Source organism: Micromonospora sp. MP36 (genome assembly GCF_008119785.1).
Lineage (GTDB): Bacteria > Actinomycetota > Actinomycetes > Mycobacteriales > Micromonosporaceae > Micromonospora.
Genome location: NZ_VSFA01000029.1, coordinates 8,357 through 25,341 on the forward strand (window position 1 = coordinate 8,357; position 16,985 = coordinate 25,341).

At 75.0% G+C, this 16,985-nt stretch carries 13 protein-coding genes; 11 read left to right on the plus strand and 2 right to left on the minus strand.

Going from position 1 to position 16,985, the window contains the following annotated elements; all coding sequences use genetic code 11:
- Positions 1-37: 37 nt before the first annotated feature.
- Genes hpnC through hpnH form a run of 7 tightly spaced genes read left to right on the plus strand, consistent with a single transcriptional unit; the run spans position 38 to position 8,650 of the window.
- The gene (gene hpnC / locus FXF52_RS20000; protein WP_148798777.1) at positions 38-895 is read left to right on the plus strand and encodes a squalene synthase HpnC; all 858 of its coding nucleotides are present in this window, start codon (positions 38-40) and stop codon (positions 893-895) included.
- Entirely contained in the window at positions 892-1,764 is an 873-nt protein-coding gene (gene hpnD / locus FXF52_RS20005) for a presqualene diphosphate synthase HpnD (protein WP_148798779.1), read from the plus strand. The genes hpnC and hpnD overlap by 4 nt, the downstream gene beginning before the upstream one ends.
- On the plus strand, positions 1,761-3,140 hold the full coding sequence (gene hpnE, locus FXF52_RS20010; protein WP_148798781.1) for a hydroxysqualene dehydroxylase HpnE: 1,380 nt from the start codon (positions 1,761-1,763) through the stop codon (positions 3,138-3,140). The genes hpnD and hpnE overlap by 4 nt, the downstream gene beginning before the upstream one ends.
- Entirely contained in the window at positions 3,137-4,144 is a 1,008-nt protein-coding gene (locus tag FXF52_RS20015; RefSeq protein WP_148798783.1) for a polyprenyl synthetase family protein, read from the plus strand. Before hpnE ends, FXF52_RS20015 begins: the two co-directional genes overlap by 4 nt.
- Complete coding sequence (gene shc / locus FXF52_RS20020) at positions 4,144-6,090, plus strand: squalene--hopene cyclase (RefSeq protein ID WP_148798785.1); 1,947 nt, start codon at positions 4,144-4,146, stop codon at positions 6,088-6,090. The genes FXF52_RS20015 and shc overlap by 1 nt, the downstream gene beginning before the upstream one ends.
- Entirely contained in the window at positions 6,087-7,649 is a 1,563-nt protein-coding gene (gene ispH, locus FXF52_RS44090) for a 4-hydroxy-3-methylbut-2-enyl diphosphate reductase (RefSeq protein WP_222870583.1), read from the plus strand. Before shc ends, ispH begins: the two co-directional genes overlap by 4 nt.
- Positions 7,646-8,650 carry an adenosyl-hopene transferase HpnH gene (hpnH, locus tag FXF52_RS20030; protein ID WP_148798787.1) on the plus strand — a complete coding sequence of 335 codons (1,005 nt, stop codon included), beginning with the start codon at positions 7,646-7,648 and terminating at the stop codon, positions 8,648-8,650. The genes ispH and hpnH overlap by 4 nt, the downstream gene beginning before the upstream one ends.
- 25 nt (positions 8,651-8,675) lie before the next feature.
- On the opposite strand, the gene FXF52_RS20035 is transcribed toward hpnH, so the two are convergent.
- Together FXF52_RS20035 and FXF52_RS20040 are read right to left on the minus strand one after the other, a co-directional pair.
- On the minus strand, positions 8,676-9,425 hold the full coding sequence (locus tag FXF52_RS20035) for an SDR family oxidoreductase (protein ID WP_148798789.1): 750 nt from the start codon (positions 9,423-9,425) through the stop codon (positions 8,676-8,678).
- Positions 9,416-11,968 carry a wax ester/triacylglycerol synthase domain-containing protein gene (locus FXF52_RS20040; RefSeq protein WP_148798791.1) on the minus strand — a complete coding sequence of 851 codons (2,553 nt, stop codon included), beginning with the start codon at positions 11,966-11,968 and terminating at the stop codon, positions 9,416-9,418. The genes FXF52_RS20035 and FXF52_RS20040 overlap by 10 nt, the downstream gene beginning before the upstream one ends.
- A 182-nt stretch (positions 11,969-12,150) precedes the next feature.
- Here FXF52_RS20040 and FXF52_RS20045 point away from each other — a divergent pair, with 182 nt between their 5' ends.
- From FXF52_RS20045 to FXF52_RS20060, 4 genes are all read left to right on the plus strand, one after another.
- Entirely contained in the window at positions 12,151-12,984 is an 834-nt protein-coding gene (locus FXF52_RS20045) for a hypothetical protein (protein WP_148798793.1), read from the plus strand.
- Between the two features lie 259 nt (positions 12,985-13,243).
- Positions 13,244-13,990, plus strand: a complete 747-nt coding sequence (locus tag FXF52_RS20050; protein WP_255472142.1) for a phosphatase PAP2 family protein — start codon at positions 13,244-13,246, stop codon at positions 13,988-13,990.
- Positions 13,984-14,859, plus strand: a complete 876-nt coding sequence (locus tag FXF52_RS20055) for a DMT family transporter (RefSeq protein WP_148798797.1) — start codon at positions 13,984-13,986, stop codon at positions 14,857-14,859. The genes FXF52_RS20050 and FXF52_RS20055 overlap by 7 nt, the downstream gene beginning before the upstream one ends.
- 106 nt (positions 14,860-14,965) lie before the next feature.
- Positions 14,966-16,969, plus strand: a complete 2,004-nt coding sequence (locus FXF52_RS20060; RefSeq protein ID WP_148798799.1) for an N-acetylmuramoyl-L-alanine amidase — start codon at positions 14,966-14,968, stop codon at positions 16,967-16,969.
- Positions 16,970-16,985 lie beyond the last annotated feature (16 nt).

Sequence of the window (16,985 nt, forward strand, 5' to 3'; positions counted from 1 at the left end):
GCCGCCGCCCGTGTCCAGAGAAGGGAGAGAACCAGGGATGAGTCCACCAGCCATCGCCCCTGACATACGTCGGTTGGAGCAGGCCCGGGCGCAGGAGAACTTCCCGGTCGCCCTGCGGGTGCTGCCCGCGCGGTACCGCCGTCACCTTCTCGCGGTGTACGGCTACGCCCGCCATGTCGACGACCTGGGCGACGAACCGCTGGCCGACGGGCTCGACCGGCTCGCCGCCCTGGACGACGTCGAGGCCGAGCTGCGCGCCCTTTACGCGGGCGCCGACGTGCGGCACCCGGTGCTGCGCGCCCTCGCGCCCACCGTGGCCGAGTGCCGGCTGCCGCTGGACGCGCTCGTCCGGCTGATCGAGGCGAACCGGGTCGACCAGCAGGTCACCCACTACGCCACCTTCGAGCAGCTCGTCGGCTACTGCACCCTGTCCGCCAACCCGGTCGGCGAGCTTGTCCTGCACGTCTTCGGGCAGGCGGACCCGGCGACCGTCGCGCTGTCCGACCGGATCTGCACCGCCCTGCAAATCGTCGAGCACCTGCAGGACGTGGCCGAGGACCACCGCCGTGGCCGGGTGTACCTGCCGGCCGCCGACATGGAACGGTTCGAGGTCACCGAGGCGGACCTCGCCCGCGGCACCGCCGGCCGGCAGCTGCGGGAGCTGATCGGGTTCGAGGCGGAGCGGGCCCGGGCCTGGCTGGACGCCGGCGCCCCACTGGTGCCGGCCCTGCACGGCTGGGGCCGGCTCGCCGTCGGCGGCTACCTGGCCGGGGGCCGGGCGACGCTCGACGCGCTCGCCGCCGCCGACCACGACCCGCTGGCCGTCACCGTCCGGCCCCGCCGCCGGCACATCCTCGGCAGTTGGCTGGCCGCCACCGTGCGGAGCGCCGGATGACCACGACGACCACCCGGACCGACGCCGCCTACCGGCACTGCGAGCAGATCACCCGTAGCCAGGCGGCCAACTTCGCGTACGGCATCCGGCTGCTGCCGACGCCGAAACGGCGGGCGTTGTCGGCCATCTACGCGGCCGCCCGCCGCATCGACGACATCGGCGACGGCACGCTGCCGCCCGACGAGAAGCTGGACGCGCTGGCCCGGACCAGAGCCGCCCTGCACCGGCTGCCCGGCGACAGCGGCGGCGACCCGGTGCTCGCCGCGCTCGGCGACGCCGCGACCCGGATGCCGATTCCGCTGGCCGCCTTCGACGAGCTCATCGACGGGTGCGCCGCCGACGTGACCGGCCGCCGGTACGCCACCTTCGACGACCTGCTCTGGTACTGCCGCTGCGTGGCCGGATCCATCGGCCGGCTCTCCCTGGGCGTGTTCGGGGCCCGCCAGCCGGGCCGGGCCGCCCCGCTGGCCGACGCGCTCGGCGTGGCCCTGCAGCTGACCAACATCCTGCGCGACCTGGTCGAGGACCGGGCCGGCGGCCGCGTCTACCTGCCGGCGGAGGACCTGGACCGGTTCGGCTGCACCCTCCGCCTGGACGGGGCCGGCTTCGCCGACGCGCCCGAGCGGCTGGTGGAGCTGGTGCGCTTCGAGGCGGCCCGGGCCGCGCGCTGGTACGACGTCGGCCTGCGGCTGCTGCCCATGCTGGACCGGCGCAGCGCGGCCTGCACCGCCGCGATGGCCGGCATCTACCGCCGCCTGCTCACCCGGATCGCGGCCGATCCGCTGGCGGTCACCCGCAGTCGCGTGTCGTTGCCGGGCCGGGAGAAGGCCTGGGTGGCGGCGCGCGCTCTCGTCGGCCGTAGCGCATGACCGGGCCGGCCGCGCAGCCGGGAGGCGGATCCGGCACGGTGTGCGTGATCGGCGGCGGGCTGGCCGGGATCGCCGCCGCGATCCGGCTCGCCGACCTCGGCCTGTCCGTGACGCTGCTGGAGACCCGGCCGGAACTGGGTGGGGCGACCTACTCCTTCCGCCGCGACGGCCTCAGCGTGGACACCGGCCAGCACGTCTTCCTGCGGTGCTACCACACCTACCGTCGGCTGTTGGACCGGCTCGGCACGGCGGGCGACACCGACCTGCAGCCGCGGTTCACGGTGCCGGTGCTGCTGCCGGGACACCGGCCGCAGGTGCTGGCCCGCCGCCGGCTGCCGGCCCCCGCCCACCTGCTGCCGGCGCTGGCCGGATACCGGCTGCTCAGCCCGGCGGAACGGATCGCCGCCGTCCGGGCCTGCGCCGCGCTGCGCAACGTCGACCCGGACCTGCCCGCCACCGACGAGCGCAGTTTCGGCGACTGGCTCGCCGCGCACGGCCAGAGCCGCCGGGCCGTCCGGCGACTCTGGGACCTGATCACCGTGGCGGCGCTGAACCTGCCCAGCACCGACGCGTCACTGGCGCTGGCCGCTCGGGTGTTCCGCACCGGGCTGCTGGAGGCCGCGGACGCCGGTGACATCGGCCGGCCCCGCGTCCCGCTGACCGAGCTGCACGGCGTTGCCGGCCGTCGGCTGCTCGACCGGCTCGGCGCCCGGGTCCACACCCGGGCGCGGGTCCGCTGGATCCGGCCGGAGCCGACCGGATTCCGGATCGGCCTGGGCGACGGCGAGCTGGACGCCGACGGCGTGGTGCTGGCCGTGCCGCACCAGGCCGCCGCGTCGCTGGTGCCGCCCCTCGCCGCGCCCGCCGCCGAGCAGTGGCACCGGCTGGGCGCGGCACCCATCGTCAACGTGCACCTGCGCTACGCCACCAAAGTGACCGACCTCGGCATGGCCGCCGCGGTGGAGTCCCCGGCGCAGTGGATCTTCGACCGGTCGGAGCCGGGGATGAACGGCGAGCAGCATCTGGTGGTGTCGCTGTCCGCCGCCGACGCGGAGATCGAGCGGCCGGCGGCGGAGCTGGTGACGACCCAGCGGCAGGCGCTCGCCGACCTGTTCCCGGCCGCGCGGCACACCCCGGTACGCGACGCGTTCGTGACCCGGGAGCCGAAAGCCACCTTCCGGCAGGCGCCCGGCACCCGGGCGTACCGGCCGGGTCCGGCCACCCGCCTCCCGGGGCTGGTACTGGCCGGCGCATGGACCGACACCGGCTGGCCGGACACGATGGAGGGCGCGGTACGCAGCGGCGAGGAGGCCGCCGACATCGTCGCCCGCCAACTCCTGTCCCGGCCCCGACACCACTCGGAGGCCGTATCATGACCGTCGCACGCAGTCGCAGCACGGACCAGATCCAGACCTACGTCGAGCCGGCGATCCGGGCCCTGCTGGACCGGTTGGACCCGGGCAACCGCCTGGTCGGGGGCTACCAGCTGGGCTACTGGGACGCCGACGGATCACCGGCCGCCTGCCAGGGCAAGGGGCTGCGCCCGGCGCTGGCGCTGCTGTCGGCCCGGGCCACCGGCGCCGAGCCGGCCGCCGGGGTGCCGGCCGCCGCCGCCGTGGAGTTGGCGCACAACTTCTCCCTGCTGCACGACGACGTGATGGACGGTGACACCGAGCGCCGGCACCGGCCGACCGCGTGGACGGTGTTCGGGGTGGGCCCGGCGATCCTCGCCGGCGACGCGCTGATCGGGTTGGCCCATGAGGTGCTCACCGAGACCCCTGGCGGCTGCCCGGCCGCCCGGCGACTCGCGGTGGACATCCGGGCGCTGGTCGCCGGGCAGGCGGCCGACCTGGACTTCGAGCGGCGCGACGACGTGACCCTCGACGAGTGTCTGCGGATGGCGGAGCAGAAGACCGCCGCGCTGTTGGCCGGCTCGTGCGCCCTCGGGGCGATCCTCTGCGGCGGCCCGCCCGGCCTGGTCGACGGGCTGTCCCGCTTCGGGCGCCACCTCGGACTGGCCTTCCAGCTCGTCGACGACCTGCTCGGCATCTGGGGGGACCCACGCCGCACCGGCAAGCCGGTCGGCTCGGACCTGCGGACCCGCAAGCGGAGCATCCCGGTCGTGCGGGCGGTGACCAGCGGTCAGGCGGCCGCCCGGGCCCTGGCGGAGCTGTACCGGTCGCCGCAGCCGTTGACCGACGACGACGTGGCCCGGGCGAGCGCGCTGATCGAGGCGACCGGCGCCCGGGACTGGACGGCGCAGCGGGCGTGGCAGGAGACGGAGCGGGCCCGCGCGGAACTGGACGCGCTCGACCTGCCCGACGACGTGCGCGACGAGTTCGTCGATATCGCCACCTTCACCACCGGACGGGATCACTGATGACTGAGCTGCTGTCGCCGAAGCCGAAGCCCACCGCCATCGCGACCCGGCCGGGCGCAACGGCGTCCGACCCGGCCTGGGAGGCCCTGCGCCGCGCCCGGGACCACCTGCTCGGGCTGCAGGACGACGCCGGCTGGTGGAAGGGGAACCTGGCCACGAACGTCACCATGGACGCCGAGGACCTGCTGCTGCGGCAATTCCTGGGCATCCGGACCGCCGAGCAGACCGCCGAGTCGGCGCGGTGGATCCGCTCCCAGCAGCGCCCGGACGGCTCGTGGGCCACCTTCCACGGCGGGCCGGGGGACCTCTCCACCACCGTCGAGGCGTACCTGGCGCTACGGCTGGCCGGCGACACGCCGGACGCGCCGCACCTCGCCGCCGCCGCCCGGTTCGTCCGCGCGCACGGCGGGCTCGCGGCGAGCCGGGTGTTCACCCGGTTCTGGCTGGCCCTGTTCGGCCACTGGCCCTGGTCGCAGCTGCCGGCCGTCCCGCCCGAGCTGGTGCTGCTGCCGCACTGGATGCCGTTCAACGTCTACGACTTCGCGTGCTGGGCCCGGCAGACCATCGTCCCGCTGTCCATCGTCCGGGCGTTGCGCCCGGTGCGGGAACTCGGCTTCGACGTCGACGAGCTGCGCACGCCCGCGGCGGCACCGCGGCCGCCCCGGTTGCGGTCCCGGGCCGGGGTGCTGCACCGGTTGGACCGGCTCGCCAGCGGCTACGAGCGGATCGCCCGGGGACCGGCGCGCCGGCACGCGCTGCGCCGGGCCGCCGAGTGGATCGTGGCCCGCCAGGAGGCCGACGGCTCCTGGGGCGGGATCCAACCGCCCTGGGTCTACTCGCTGATGGCGCTGCACCTGCTCGGCTATCCGCTGGACCACCCGGTGCTGCGGGCCGGACTGGACGGGCTGGACCGGTTCACGGTGCGCGAGCAGACCCCGGACGGCCCGGTGCGCTGGTTGGAGGCGTGCCAGTCGCCGGTGTGGGACACCGCGCTCGCGGTCACCGCGCTGTCCGACGCCGGGCTGCCGGCCGGGCATCCGGCGCTGGAGCGGGCCGGGAAATGGCTCCTGCAGGAGGAGATCCGGGTACGCGGGGACTGGGCGATCCGCCGGCCGGCGGCCCCGGTGGGCGGCTGGGCCTTCGAGTTCGAGAACGACGGGTACGCCGACACCGACGACACCGCCGAGGTGATCATGGCGTTGCGGCGGACCGCCGTACCGGCGGAGGGCGCGGTGCTGCGGGGCAGCCGCTGGCTGCTCGGCATGCAGTGCCGCGACGGCGGCTGGGCCGCCTTCGACGCCGACAACACCCGGGCGATCGTCGGCGACCTGCCGTTCTGCGACTTCGGCGAGGTCATCGACCCGCCCAGCGCGGACGTGACCGCGCACGTCGTCGAGGCGCTGGCGGCGGAGAACTTCGCCGGCACCCCGCCGGTACGCCGGGGCGTGCACTGGCTGCTGCGGGCCCAGGAGCCGGACGGTTCCTGGTTCGGCCGCTGGGGCGCCAACCACGTCTACGGCACCGGGGCGGTGGTGCCCGCCCTGGTGGCCGCCGGGGTCAAGCCCGGACACCCGGCGATCCGGGCGGCGGTCGACTGGCTGCTGGCACACCAGAACCCGGACGGCGGCTGGGGCGAGGACATGCGCTCCTACCGGGACCCGTCCTGGATCGGGCGGGGCGAATCCACGGCCTCGCAGACCGCCTGGGCGCTGCTCGCGCTGCACGCGGCCGGCCACGGCTCCGGGGAACCGGCGCAGCGCGGGATGCGCTGGCTGGTCGACACGCAGCGGCCGGACGGCGGCTGGGACGAGCCGCACTACACCGGGACCGGTTTCCCCGGCGACTTCTACATCAACTACGGCATGTACCGGCTGGTCTTCCCGATCAGCGCGCTCGGCCGGATCCTGAACGCGCGGGGCGGCCTGACCGCCGAGGTGGTGCCGTGACCGAGCCAGCGGTACCTCCCGATCCGGCGTGGACCCTGTACGCGCCGATGCGGCCGGAGGCCGCGGCGCTGCGGCGGGGGCTGACCGGTCTCGATCCGGGACGGTGGCCGGCCCTGCGCCGTACCGGCGCCGGAATCCGGCGCGCCCGGTCGGTCGCCGCCGGCCGGCCGACCGGGGCGACTCCGGTCGCGGTCGCCGGCATCGGCGGCGGGCTGGCTCCCGGCCTGGCTGCCGGCGACGTCGTGGTGGCCACCGAGGTACGCGCCGACCCGCGGGCCGGGCACCCGGGGCCGGACGTGCTGCCGATGCCGGCCGCCGCCCTGCTCGCCGCCGCCCTGCGTCGTCGCGGGCTGCGGGTGCACCTCGGTCCCGTCCTGACCACGACGCGGCTGGTCGACGGCGCGGCCCGGGCCCGGCTGGCCGGCACCGGCGCGCTCGTCGCCGACCTGGAGTCGGCGTGGCTGCTGGCCGGCTGCGCCGACCGTCCGGCCGCCTGCGTCCGGGTGGTCGCCGACACCGCGGCCGGACCGCTGTACCGACCGGCCACGCTCCGCCGGATCCGCGCCGCGCTGCGGGTGCTGCCCGCGGTGGCGGCGGCACTGGCCGAGTGGGCGGCGGCCGCCGGCAGCGTCGAGCAGGTGCTGCTGGCCTCGCCGCGCTCGTTCTGCGCCGGGGTGGAGCGGGCGATCGCGGTGGTGGACCAGGCGCTGCGCCGGCACGGTCCGCCGGTCTACGTCCGCAAGCAGATCGTGCACAACGCGCGGGTCGTCGCCGATCTGCGGGCCCGCGGCGCGGTCTTCGTGGACGAACTCGACGAGGTGCCCGACGGCGCGCTGACCATCTTCTCCGCGCACGGCGTGTCGCCCGCGGTACGCCAGGAGGCCGCCGACCGGCAGCTGCCGGTCATCGACGCCACCTGTCCGCTGGTGACCAAGGTGCACGCCGAGGCGCGCCGGTTCGCTGGCCGGGGCGACACGGTGCTGCTGATCGGGCACGCCGGCCACGAGGAGACCGAGGGCACCCTCGGCGAGGCGCCCGCGCGGATCCGGCTGGTGCCGGACGCGGCCGCCGCCGAGACGGTGCAGGTGACCGACCCCTCCCGGGTGTCCTATCTGGTGCAGACCACGCTGGCGGTGGACGAGGCGGCGGGCGTCGTGGACGCGCTGCGCCGGCGCTTCCCGGCGCTGACCGGGCCCGGCTCGGACGACATCTGCTACGCCACCACCAACCGGCAGCGGGCCATCACGGCGGTCGCCGATCGGTCCGACGTCGTGCTGGTGGTCGGGTCGACCAACTCCTCCAACTCCCGCCGACTGGTCGAGGTGGCCGAGCGGGCCGGCGCGCGGGCCCACCTGGTCGACGACGTGGGCGGTGTGGACCTGCGCTGGCTGGCCGGCGCCACGACGGTCGGGGTGACCGCCGGCGCGTCGGCGCCGCCCGGTCTGGTCGACGAGCTCGTCGCGGCACTCACCGCGCTCGGTGCCCGGGAGGTGAGCGAGCACACCGCAGCCGTCGAGGACGTCAGCTTCACCCTTCCCAAGGAGGTACGCCAGCCATGAGCATGCCGATGCGCCAGAGCCTGCGGATCGCCAGGTACCTGGTCGAACAGAAAGTGCGCGGGCGCAAGCGGTTCCCGCTGCTGCTGGAGCTGGAGCCGTTGTTCGCCTGCAACCTCAAGTGCGCCGGCTGCGGCAAGATCCAACAGTCGGCGGACCTGCTGAAGCGCCGGATGCCGGTGGAACAGGCACTGGCCGCCGTGGAGGAGTGCGGCGCGCCGATGATCTCCATCGCCGGCGGCGAGCCCCTCATGCACCCCGAGATCGACACCCTGGTCGCCGAACTGGTGCGCCGGAAGAAGTACGTCTTCCTCTGCACCAACGCGGTCCTGCTGCCCAAGAAGATCGACAAGTTCCGGCCGTCGCCGTACTTCGCCTTCACGGTGCACATCGACGGGCTGCGGGAACGACACGACGCGTCGGTGTGCAAGGACGGGGTCTTCGACGCCGCGGTGGCGGCCGTGCGGGAGGCGCAGCGGCGCGGCTTCCGGGTCACCACCAACACCACCTTCTTCAACACCGACACCCCGCAGACCGTCATCGAGGTGCTCGACTACCTCAACGACGACCTGCGGGTCGACGAGATGATGCTCTCCCCGGCGTACGCGTACGAGAAGGCGCCGGACCAGGACCACTTCCTGGGCGTGACGGAGACCCGGGAGCTGTTCCGCAAGGCCTTCGGCGGTGGCCGGCGGGCTCGCTGGCGGCTCAACCACTCCCCACTGTTCCTGGACTTCCTGGAAGGTCGGGTGGACTTTCCCTGCACGGCGTGGGCCATCCCGTCGTACTCGCTGCTCGGCTGGCAACGGCCCTGCTACCTGATGGCCGACGGCTACACCGCCAGCTACCGGGAGCTGCTCGACACCACGGACTGGGACAGCTACGGGCGGGGCCGCGATGACCGCTGCGCCAACTGCATGGCGCACTGCGGGCACGAACCGACCGCGGTGCTGGCGACCATGTCCTCGCTGCGGCAGTCGCTGCGGGCGGTACGCGGCGGCTGAGATCCAGCCCCACCGACGGCCGGGTTCACCCGAACCGGGTGGCCAGGCTGCGGTACAGCGCGGGCAGCAGCCCGCGTACGGCCACCGGCAGGCGCAGCCAGCCCGGGACGTACACCTCGGCCCGGTTCCGGGCGATCGCCTCGGTCAACGCCGCAGCCACCCGCTCCGGTGGCAGCGGTCTCGGCCGGCTCCGGTGGTACGGCTGCCCCCGGCGGACGAAGAACGGGGTATCCACCACCCCGGGCACGATCGTGCTGACGGTCACTCCGCGGCCGGCCAGCTCCAGCCGGAGGCTCTCGGCGAAGGCGTCCAGCCCGGCCTTGCTGGCCGCGTAGACCGCTTCCCCGCCCACCCCGAGCCGCCCGGCGATCGAGCCGACGAAGACCAGGTGGCCGCCGTGGTGGCACATGCCGGGCAGCAGCGCCCGGGTCAGCTCGATCGGTGCGCGCAGGTTCACCGCGAGCAGCTCGTCGGGGAGCGGGTCGGCCATCCCGGTGAACGGGCCGGCCCAGCCCATGCCGGCGTTGTTGACCAGCACGTCCACCCGGGTGTGCCGGGCCAGGGTCCGCTCGGCCAGTTCCCGGCCGGCGCCGGGCCGGGTCAGGTCGGTCAGCACCGTGGTGGCGCCGGTCTCGGCGGCGAGCCGGGCCAGTCGGTCCGGGTCCCGACCGGCGGCGACCACCTGACTTCCCGCGTCGGCCAGCCGTCGGACGAGGGCGGCGCCGATGCCCGACGAGGCGCCGGTGACCAGCACCACCGCGCCGGTCAGCCGCACGGCGGCGGCTCCGGCGGCGCCGGAGCCCGCCGCGGCGGCCCCGAAGCGCTCACCGCCGGGGCGCCGACCGTCCGGGCGTCGGCGACCGGCGCGCGGTCGGCCTCGGCGAGCAGCTGGGCCAGTTCGGCGTGCAGGGCGGCGACGAACGCGGGGCCGACCTCGGCCAGCGACGCGTCCAGCAGTGCGCCGACCTCGAAGGTGTCACCGCCGCGCAGGATGCCGACCCCGACGGGCACCCCCTCGGCGAGCGGGACCACCGGGGTGGCCGACCGGAGCGGCGCGCCGGCCACCTCCAGCGGACGCAGCGGCGCCGGGACGTAGGAGACGATCACGTTGAGGTGCCGGCTGCTGTAGAACCGCCGCGCCAGGGCGGCGTGCAGCGGCGCGGGCAGCGCCCCCATCGCCCGCATGACCAGGCCGGCCGCCTCGGGTTCCCCGCTGCGCAGCGCGGTACGCAGCGACTGCCGGACCACGGCGACCCGGAACCGGGGCGGGATGCGCCGCACCGGCAGGTCGAGCGTGACCGCACCGGTCCAGTTCCCCTGTGTGGGCGCCCGGCGGCGAAGGTCACGGGAGACCGCGAACATCGCCCGCAGCCGGGGCGGCGCCGGCGTGGGGTGCACCCGACCCAGCGCCCCGGCGGTCAGCGCCAGCATGAGTTCGCTGGCGTGCGCCCGGCAGGCCCGGGCCGCGCGCAACACCTCGGCGGCGGGCAGGGTGGCGGTGACCAGGATCCGGCGCGGTGAGCTCAGCGGGCGGTTGAGCTCGGTGGCCGGGGCCGGCCCCTGCGCGGCCAGGCGGGCCAGCCCGCGTGCGGTCAGCGCGACCCGACGCGCCGTGTCCCGGACCCGGTCACCCTTCCCCGCCCCGTCCCGCGCCGGTCGGGCCGGTGCCCATCCGGCCGGCTTCGCCGCCGGGGTGGTGGCCGGCTCGAGCAGCCGTTGCAGGACCCCGATCGCCGACAGCCCGTCGCCGAGGCAGTGATGCAGCTTGACCGCGACCCGGCTACGCCGGTCCGGCAGCCCGCCGACCAGCAGGATCTGCCAGGGTGGCCGGTCCAGGGCCAGCGGCTGGGACCAGAACCGGTCCACGGCGGCGCTGCCGTCGTCGCCCGGCGCGACCCGCGCCTCGGCCAGGTGGGCGGCGGGATCGACGTACCGGTCGACGACCCAGCCGGGCCGGCGTCCGGGCCCCCGGCTGACCAGCCGGCGACGCAGGGTGGTGATCGCGGGTAGCCGCCGCGCCAGCAGCGTGACCAGATCCTCGCGGGTCAGGGCCTCGCCGTCGGGCCGGGGCCCGAACTCCAGCACCACACCGATCTCTTGGGCCACCGTGGCCGACTGCACGTACCGGAAGAACGCGTCCTGTGGGCGAAGGGGCCAGCTGGGCGGCCGGCGGCCGGCCGGCCCACCGGGAGACGGGGTCGGGCGGTCGCCGGCGGGTGGCGCTGCCTCGACCGGCGAGCGCGCCCCGGCGACGGCCGGCAGCCCGAGGTCCGGCAGATGGGGGTGGGGCTCGCGCAGCGGGTGGGGCGGGTGCGGGCCGACCAGCCGGGAGCGGACGACGGCGACCAGCGCGGCCGGGTCGCGGGCCGTCTCGGCCAGCCCGGCGGCGGTCATCAACGCCGCGTTGGCGGCGCCGTGCGCGGCGATCGGCCGGTACATCACCACCGGCGTGCCGCTGGCCCACGCCTCCAGCGCGGTCGCCCCGCCCGCGTTGGTGACCAGCAGGTGCGCGGCCTGCAGCAGGGTCGGCATGTCCTCGACCCAGGCGCGCACCACCAGCCTGCCGGCCGGGGCGGGCAGCCGCGCCAGCCGGTCGGCCAGCTGTTCGTTGCGTCCGCAGACCGCGACCACCTGCACCGCGTCCCCGATGCCGACCAGCGGGGCGATCGCCTCCTCGACCGAGCCCAGGCTGTAGGAGCCGCAGGCGACCACCACCACCTTCCGGTCCGGGTCGAGACCGCAGCGCCGGGCCGCCTCGGCCCGGTCACCGGGCCGGAACCGCTGCAGCACCGGTGGCGCGCAGACCCCGAGCGCCGCGCCCGGGGCGGCGACCGCCGCCACCGGCACCGCCGCCGGGTGCACCACCACTCCCAGATCCAGTTGTGAATACACCCAGAACGGGTGCGGGGCGAAGTCGGACACCCAGGCCCCGACCGGTACGCCGAGACCGCGGTGCCGCCGTAGCCAGGCCAGCCCGGCACTGCCGATCGGGTAGGTGGAGAGGATCAGGTCCGGGTCGAACGCCTCGATGACCGGGGCGAGCCGTCGGCCGGCCCAGGAACCGGTGAACCACTTCGAGGCGTCGGCGAACCACCGGTGCCGCCACAGCGAGGACCAGAAGAACTCGTACAACCAGGGCGTCGCCCCGACATTGGTGAGGTAGGTGCGACGAAAGGTCGGCCCGACTCCCGGACCCATCGCGTCGAGGGTGTCCACCCAGCCCACCCGGCTACCCGGCCAGAGCGCGTGGACGCGTTCCTCGAGCGCCCGGCCGGTGGCGTCGTGCCCGCCCCCGATGTCGGCCGAGACGATCAGCACGCGCCGCGCGATCGACCCGGCCGGATCCGGCGGCCGGATCGGCTGACCCGGCCCGCTGTCGGCCGCGATCACCGGGCGCCCGCCGGATTCGGGCGGCGCCGGGGGCGAGACGCGGGCGCTGGTGGGTATGCCAGGCGGGCCTCGACCGGCCGACCCGGCGCCGACGAACTCGGGACTTCCTCATGGCCTTCGGTTTCCTGCTGGCGATCCTCGCCGCGCTGTGCAGCGCCAACGCGGCGATCGTGCAGTCGATCGGAGCGCGCCGGGTGGCGACCACGGCCCACCTCGACCCGAGGTTGCTGTGGCGGCTGGTGCGGAACGGGCCGTACGCGGCGGGCCTGGCCCTGGACACCGCCTCCTCCGGCCTCACCTTCACCGCGCTGCGCACCGTGCCGCTGTTCGCGGTGCAGGCGGTGGGCGCGGCCAACCTCAGCCTGGTGGCGCTGATCGCCATGCTGGTGCTGCGCGTCCGGCTGGCCGCCCGGGACTGGGTGGCGATCGGTGGGGTGGTCGCCGGCCTGCTGCTGCTGGTGGTCTCCGCGGGCACCAGCCCCCCGGCCGAGGAGCCGGCGGCCGTCGGCTGGGGGCTGCTCGGCGCCGTGCTCGCACTGGCCGTGGGCGCCTACCTGGGCAGCCCGCGGATGCGGGGGCCGGCCCTGCCCGGGCTGCTGGCCGGGCTGTCCTTCGGCGCCGCGGCGGTCGGCGCCCGGCTGCTCGGCCGGGTCGACAGTCCGGGCGCCGTGCTGGGCAGCCCGGTCAGCTACACGCTGGTGCTCGCCGGGCTGACCGGCCTGCTGCTCTACGCCACCGCCCTGCAACGGGGCTCCGTCACGGTCGCCTCCGCCTCGACCATCCTCGGGCAGACCGTGGGCCCGGCGGCGACCGGCTGGCTGGTGCTCGGCGACCGGGTGCGGCCCGGTGCCGAGCCGGTGGCGGTGCTGGGCTTCGTGCTCGCCGTCACCGGCGCGGTCGCGCTCGCCCGGCACGCCCAGCCGCACCAGGCGCGGACCGACTGACCGTCGGACCGTTGGGCACCGGGTCGCGGTCGTTGACATGTCGTACGCCTCCAGCGACGAAAGGCGGAGCGCCACCAGCCGCCGCCCCTCGGGATGAATAGCAGCCTACCGGCGGATTTCTTCCGCTATAAGGTACTTTCAGGCTCTTGGCAGGGGATATGCCGGTTCGACGAGGCGAGGGCGGAGGCGGATGACAGCGGGAAGACCCGGCCGGAAGCCCGGAGCCCGTCCGCCTCGTCCGCTCGGCGAACCCGCCCTGGTGCCGATACCGACCGGCTGGTGGCTGGACGCGCTGCTGGTCGCCGCGCTCGCCGCGCTCACCGCCGCGCTGGTCTGGTGGTCACCGCTGCTGCAGGTGGACATCGCGGTACGGGACTGGTGCGACCAGCACCGGCCGCCACCGGTCGGCAAGCTGATGCTGGCCTTCGACTACCTGGGCCAGGGCGGGCCGCTGACCACGCTGACCGTGGCGGTGTCGTTCTGGCTCGCCTGGCGGCACCGGACGGTACGGCCGATCATCCCGGCCGGCCTGGCCCCGATCGTGAGCACCGTGCTGATCGTGGGCCTGAAGAAGTGGACCTCACGAGGCGCCCCACACCACGGCTCCGTACGGTTGTTCAGCCACGGATGGGAGGAGTTCTACCCGTCCGGGCACGTGAGCAACGGCGTCGTCTACTACGGGGTGCTGGCGATGCTGCTCGCGCCGTACCTGGCGGTGCCGGTCCGGCGCGTGCTGCAGTGGCTGCCCGGCGTGCTGGTGCTCATCGGCACCACCTACCTCGGCTACCACTGGCTCACCGACAGCATCGGCGGGTACCTGCTCGGGCTGCTGATCGTCCGGTTCCTGCTGCGGGTGCCGTGGCGGACGCTCCGCCTGCCGCGCCGGCTCGACCGGCCACCGCCCAGCGACCACCAGGTCTACGCGCACGCGCACCGCGACGGCCCGCCGAATCCGCATCACCGCTGGGCACCGGGCCAGGTCCGGATGATCGGACCTCCGTGCTGAGCGGGGAGGTGCTGGCCGGAACGCCCCTCGCCCTCGGCGCGGCCGCGGCTTTCGGGGCGTCCTCGGTGCTGCAGTTCCGCGCCTCCCACCGCGCACCCGAGAGCCCGGCCGGCCGACCCAGCCTGCTCGTACACCTGGTGCGCCTACCGGAATGGCGCTGGTCGGTCGTGCTCGCCGCCGGAGCCTTCGGCCTCCAGGTCGCCGCGCTCAGCCTGATGCCGCTGATCCTGGTGCAGCCGCTGCTGATCACCGGACTGCTCTGGTACATCCTGCTGCACTCGCTCACCGAGCGGAGGCGCCCGGACCTCAGGATCATGCTGGAGGCGGTGCTCTGCCTGGTCGCGCTCTCGGCCTTCCTGCTGATCGCCCAACCCTCGGCCGGACAGGGCAAGGGGCTCGGCACGCTCTCGTCGGCCCTGCTGCTGGGCGTCGCGGTAGTCGGGGCAGTGTCGTTGTGCCTGGCGGCCGCTGTCGGGCTGGGCCGCAAGTGGCGCCCGCTGCCGCTGGCGCTGGCCGCCGGCACCTGTTACGGCGTCACCGCCGGCCTGATCAGCAGCCTCGCCTTCCACTACAACGGCAGCCCGCTGAGCGTGTTCGGGCACTGGCAGACGTGGGCGCTTGCGGTCCTGGGCCCGTTCGGCGTGCTGCTGAGCCAGAACGCCTACCAGGCCGGCCCGCTGGGGGCGCCAGCCCTGGCCACGATCATCGTCGCCGACCCGCTGGTGTCGCTCGCCGTCGGCCTGCTCTGGCTCGACGAGCGGATCCAGACGGGGCCGTGGGACCTGACCGGGGAGGTGCTGGCCCTGGCCGCGCTGGCCGGTGCCGTCTTCCTGCTCGCCCGGCGGGCGCCCCACGTCGACGAGGAGTAGCGACTGAAGCTTTCTTACGCCATCGATAGGTCGATCGGAATCCATTGACACGAGGACCGGTCGGGGCGAGGGTGGCCACTGAGCCATCCCCTCGAACGGAGGTGCCATGCCCCGATCACGAGCACCCATCGGCAGGCGGGTCCTGCTCAGCACCGCGCTGGTCGGCGCCGCCACGCTCGCGCCGGTCTCCCCCGCGCCCGCGGCCAGCCCGACACCCACCGACCGGCAGCAGCAGTACGCGGCGGCGGCCGCCGAGTACGGCGTCCCGGAGTCCGTCCTGCTCGCCGTCTCGTACCTGGAGTCCCGCTGGGACACCAACGCCGGCACCCCGAGCACCAGCGCGGGCTACGGCCCGATGCACCTCACCGACGCGACGTACGTCAACAGCCTGGGCGGCCCCGGCCACTACGGCCCGGCGGAGGACCCGCGCGGTGACGACTCCCGCGCGCCGATCCACCTCGGCCAGCCCGCCGTCGGCCCGGCGGCCGAGCCGGCGCTGCAGACCCTGGACGCCGCAGCCGCGGCCACCGGCACGGGGAAGGCAGCGCTCAGGTCCGACCCGGCGGCCAACATCCGCGGCGGCGCCGCCCTGCTGGCGGCGTACCAGAAGGCGGTCAGCGCCCCCGTCGGCACCGGCACCGACCCCGGCGCCTGGTACGGCGCGGTGGCCCGCTACTCCGGCTCCGACCGCACCGACTCCGCGGCGATCTTCGCCGACGAGGTGTACGCGACGATCCGCACCGGCGCGGCCCGGACCACGGACGACGGTCAGCGGGTGGCTCTCGCCGGTCGCGCCGTGACCCCGCAGAAGTCCTGGCTCGACCGGCTCGGCCTGCACAAGGCGGCCCGGGCCGCCGGCGTGGAGTGCCCGGCGGAACTGGCCTGCGAGTGGATCCCGGCGCCGTACCAACTGCTGGGCGACGGGACGGACCCGGAGTACTACGGCAACCACGACCTGTCCGAGCGGCCGGCCCGGCAGAAGATCGAGTACATCGTCATCCACGACACCGAGGAGACCTACGCCCGCACGCTGGAGCTGGTGCAGGACCCGGCGTACGTGAGCTGGCACTACACGATGCGCTCCAGCGACGGCCACACCGCCCAGCACGTCCGGACCAAGGACGTCGCCTGGCAGGCCGGCAACTGGTACGTCAACAGCAAGTCCATCGGCATCGAGCACGAGGGCTTCGCCCGCCAGGGCACCTGGTACACCGAGGCCCTGTACCGCAACTCGGCCAAACTCGTGCGGTACCTCGCGAAGCGGTTCGACATCCCGCTGGACCGGCAGCACATCATCGGCCACGACAACGTGCCCGGCACCGTCCCCTCGACGGTCCGCGGCATGCACTGGGACCCGGGCCCGTACTGGGACTGGTCGCACTACTTCGACCTGCTCAAGGCGCCGTTCCACGGCACCGGCACGCCGCGGACCGGGCTGGTCACCATCGACCCGGACTTCGCCACCAACCGCCCCGCGTTCTGGGGCTGCACGCTGGACGAGAACGACCAGCCGACCAGCGAGCCCTGCCCGCTGCGCGGCTCGTCGTCGGTGATCCTGCACAGCGCGCCCCGCGACGACGCGCCGCTGGTCACCGACATCGGGCTGCACCCGGACGGATCGCCGTCCACCATGGAGGCGTCCGACCACGGCGCCCGGGCCTCCGCCGGCCAGACGTACGCCGTCGCGGACCGGCAGGGCGACTGGACCGCCATCTGGTATCTCGGCCAGAAGGCGTGGTTCCACAACCCCGCGTCCGCTCCGGCGGCGAAGTGGGCCACCGGGTTCGTGGTGACCCCCAAGCCGGGCCGGGCGAGCATCCCGGTCTACGGCCGGGCCTACCCGGAGGAGGCCGCCTATCCGCCCGGCGCGCCGTACCAGACCATCACACCGCTGCAGTACACGCTGCCCGCCGGGCAGCGGTACGCGGTGGGTCTGATCGCGCCGAGCGAGTTCTACAAGGCTTACACCTTCGCCGGCACCTCACCGGGTGACTGGACGGTGATCCGCGGAAAGACGACGTACGTGCAGGTCCAGTTCGGCCACCGGATCATGTTCGTCAACCGGGACGACGTCCTGATCGAGCCCTCGACGGTGGGCGCACCCGGCTGACCCCCGCTCGCCCCGG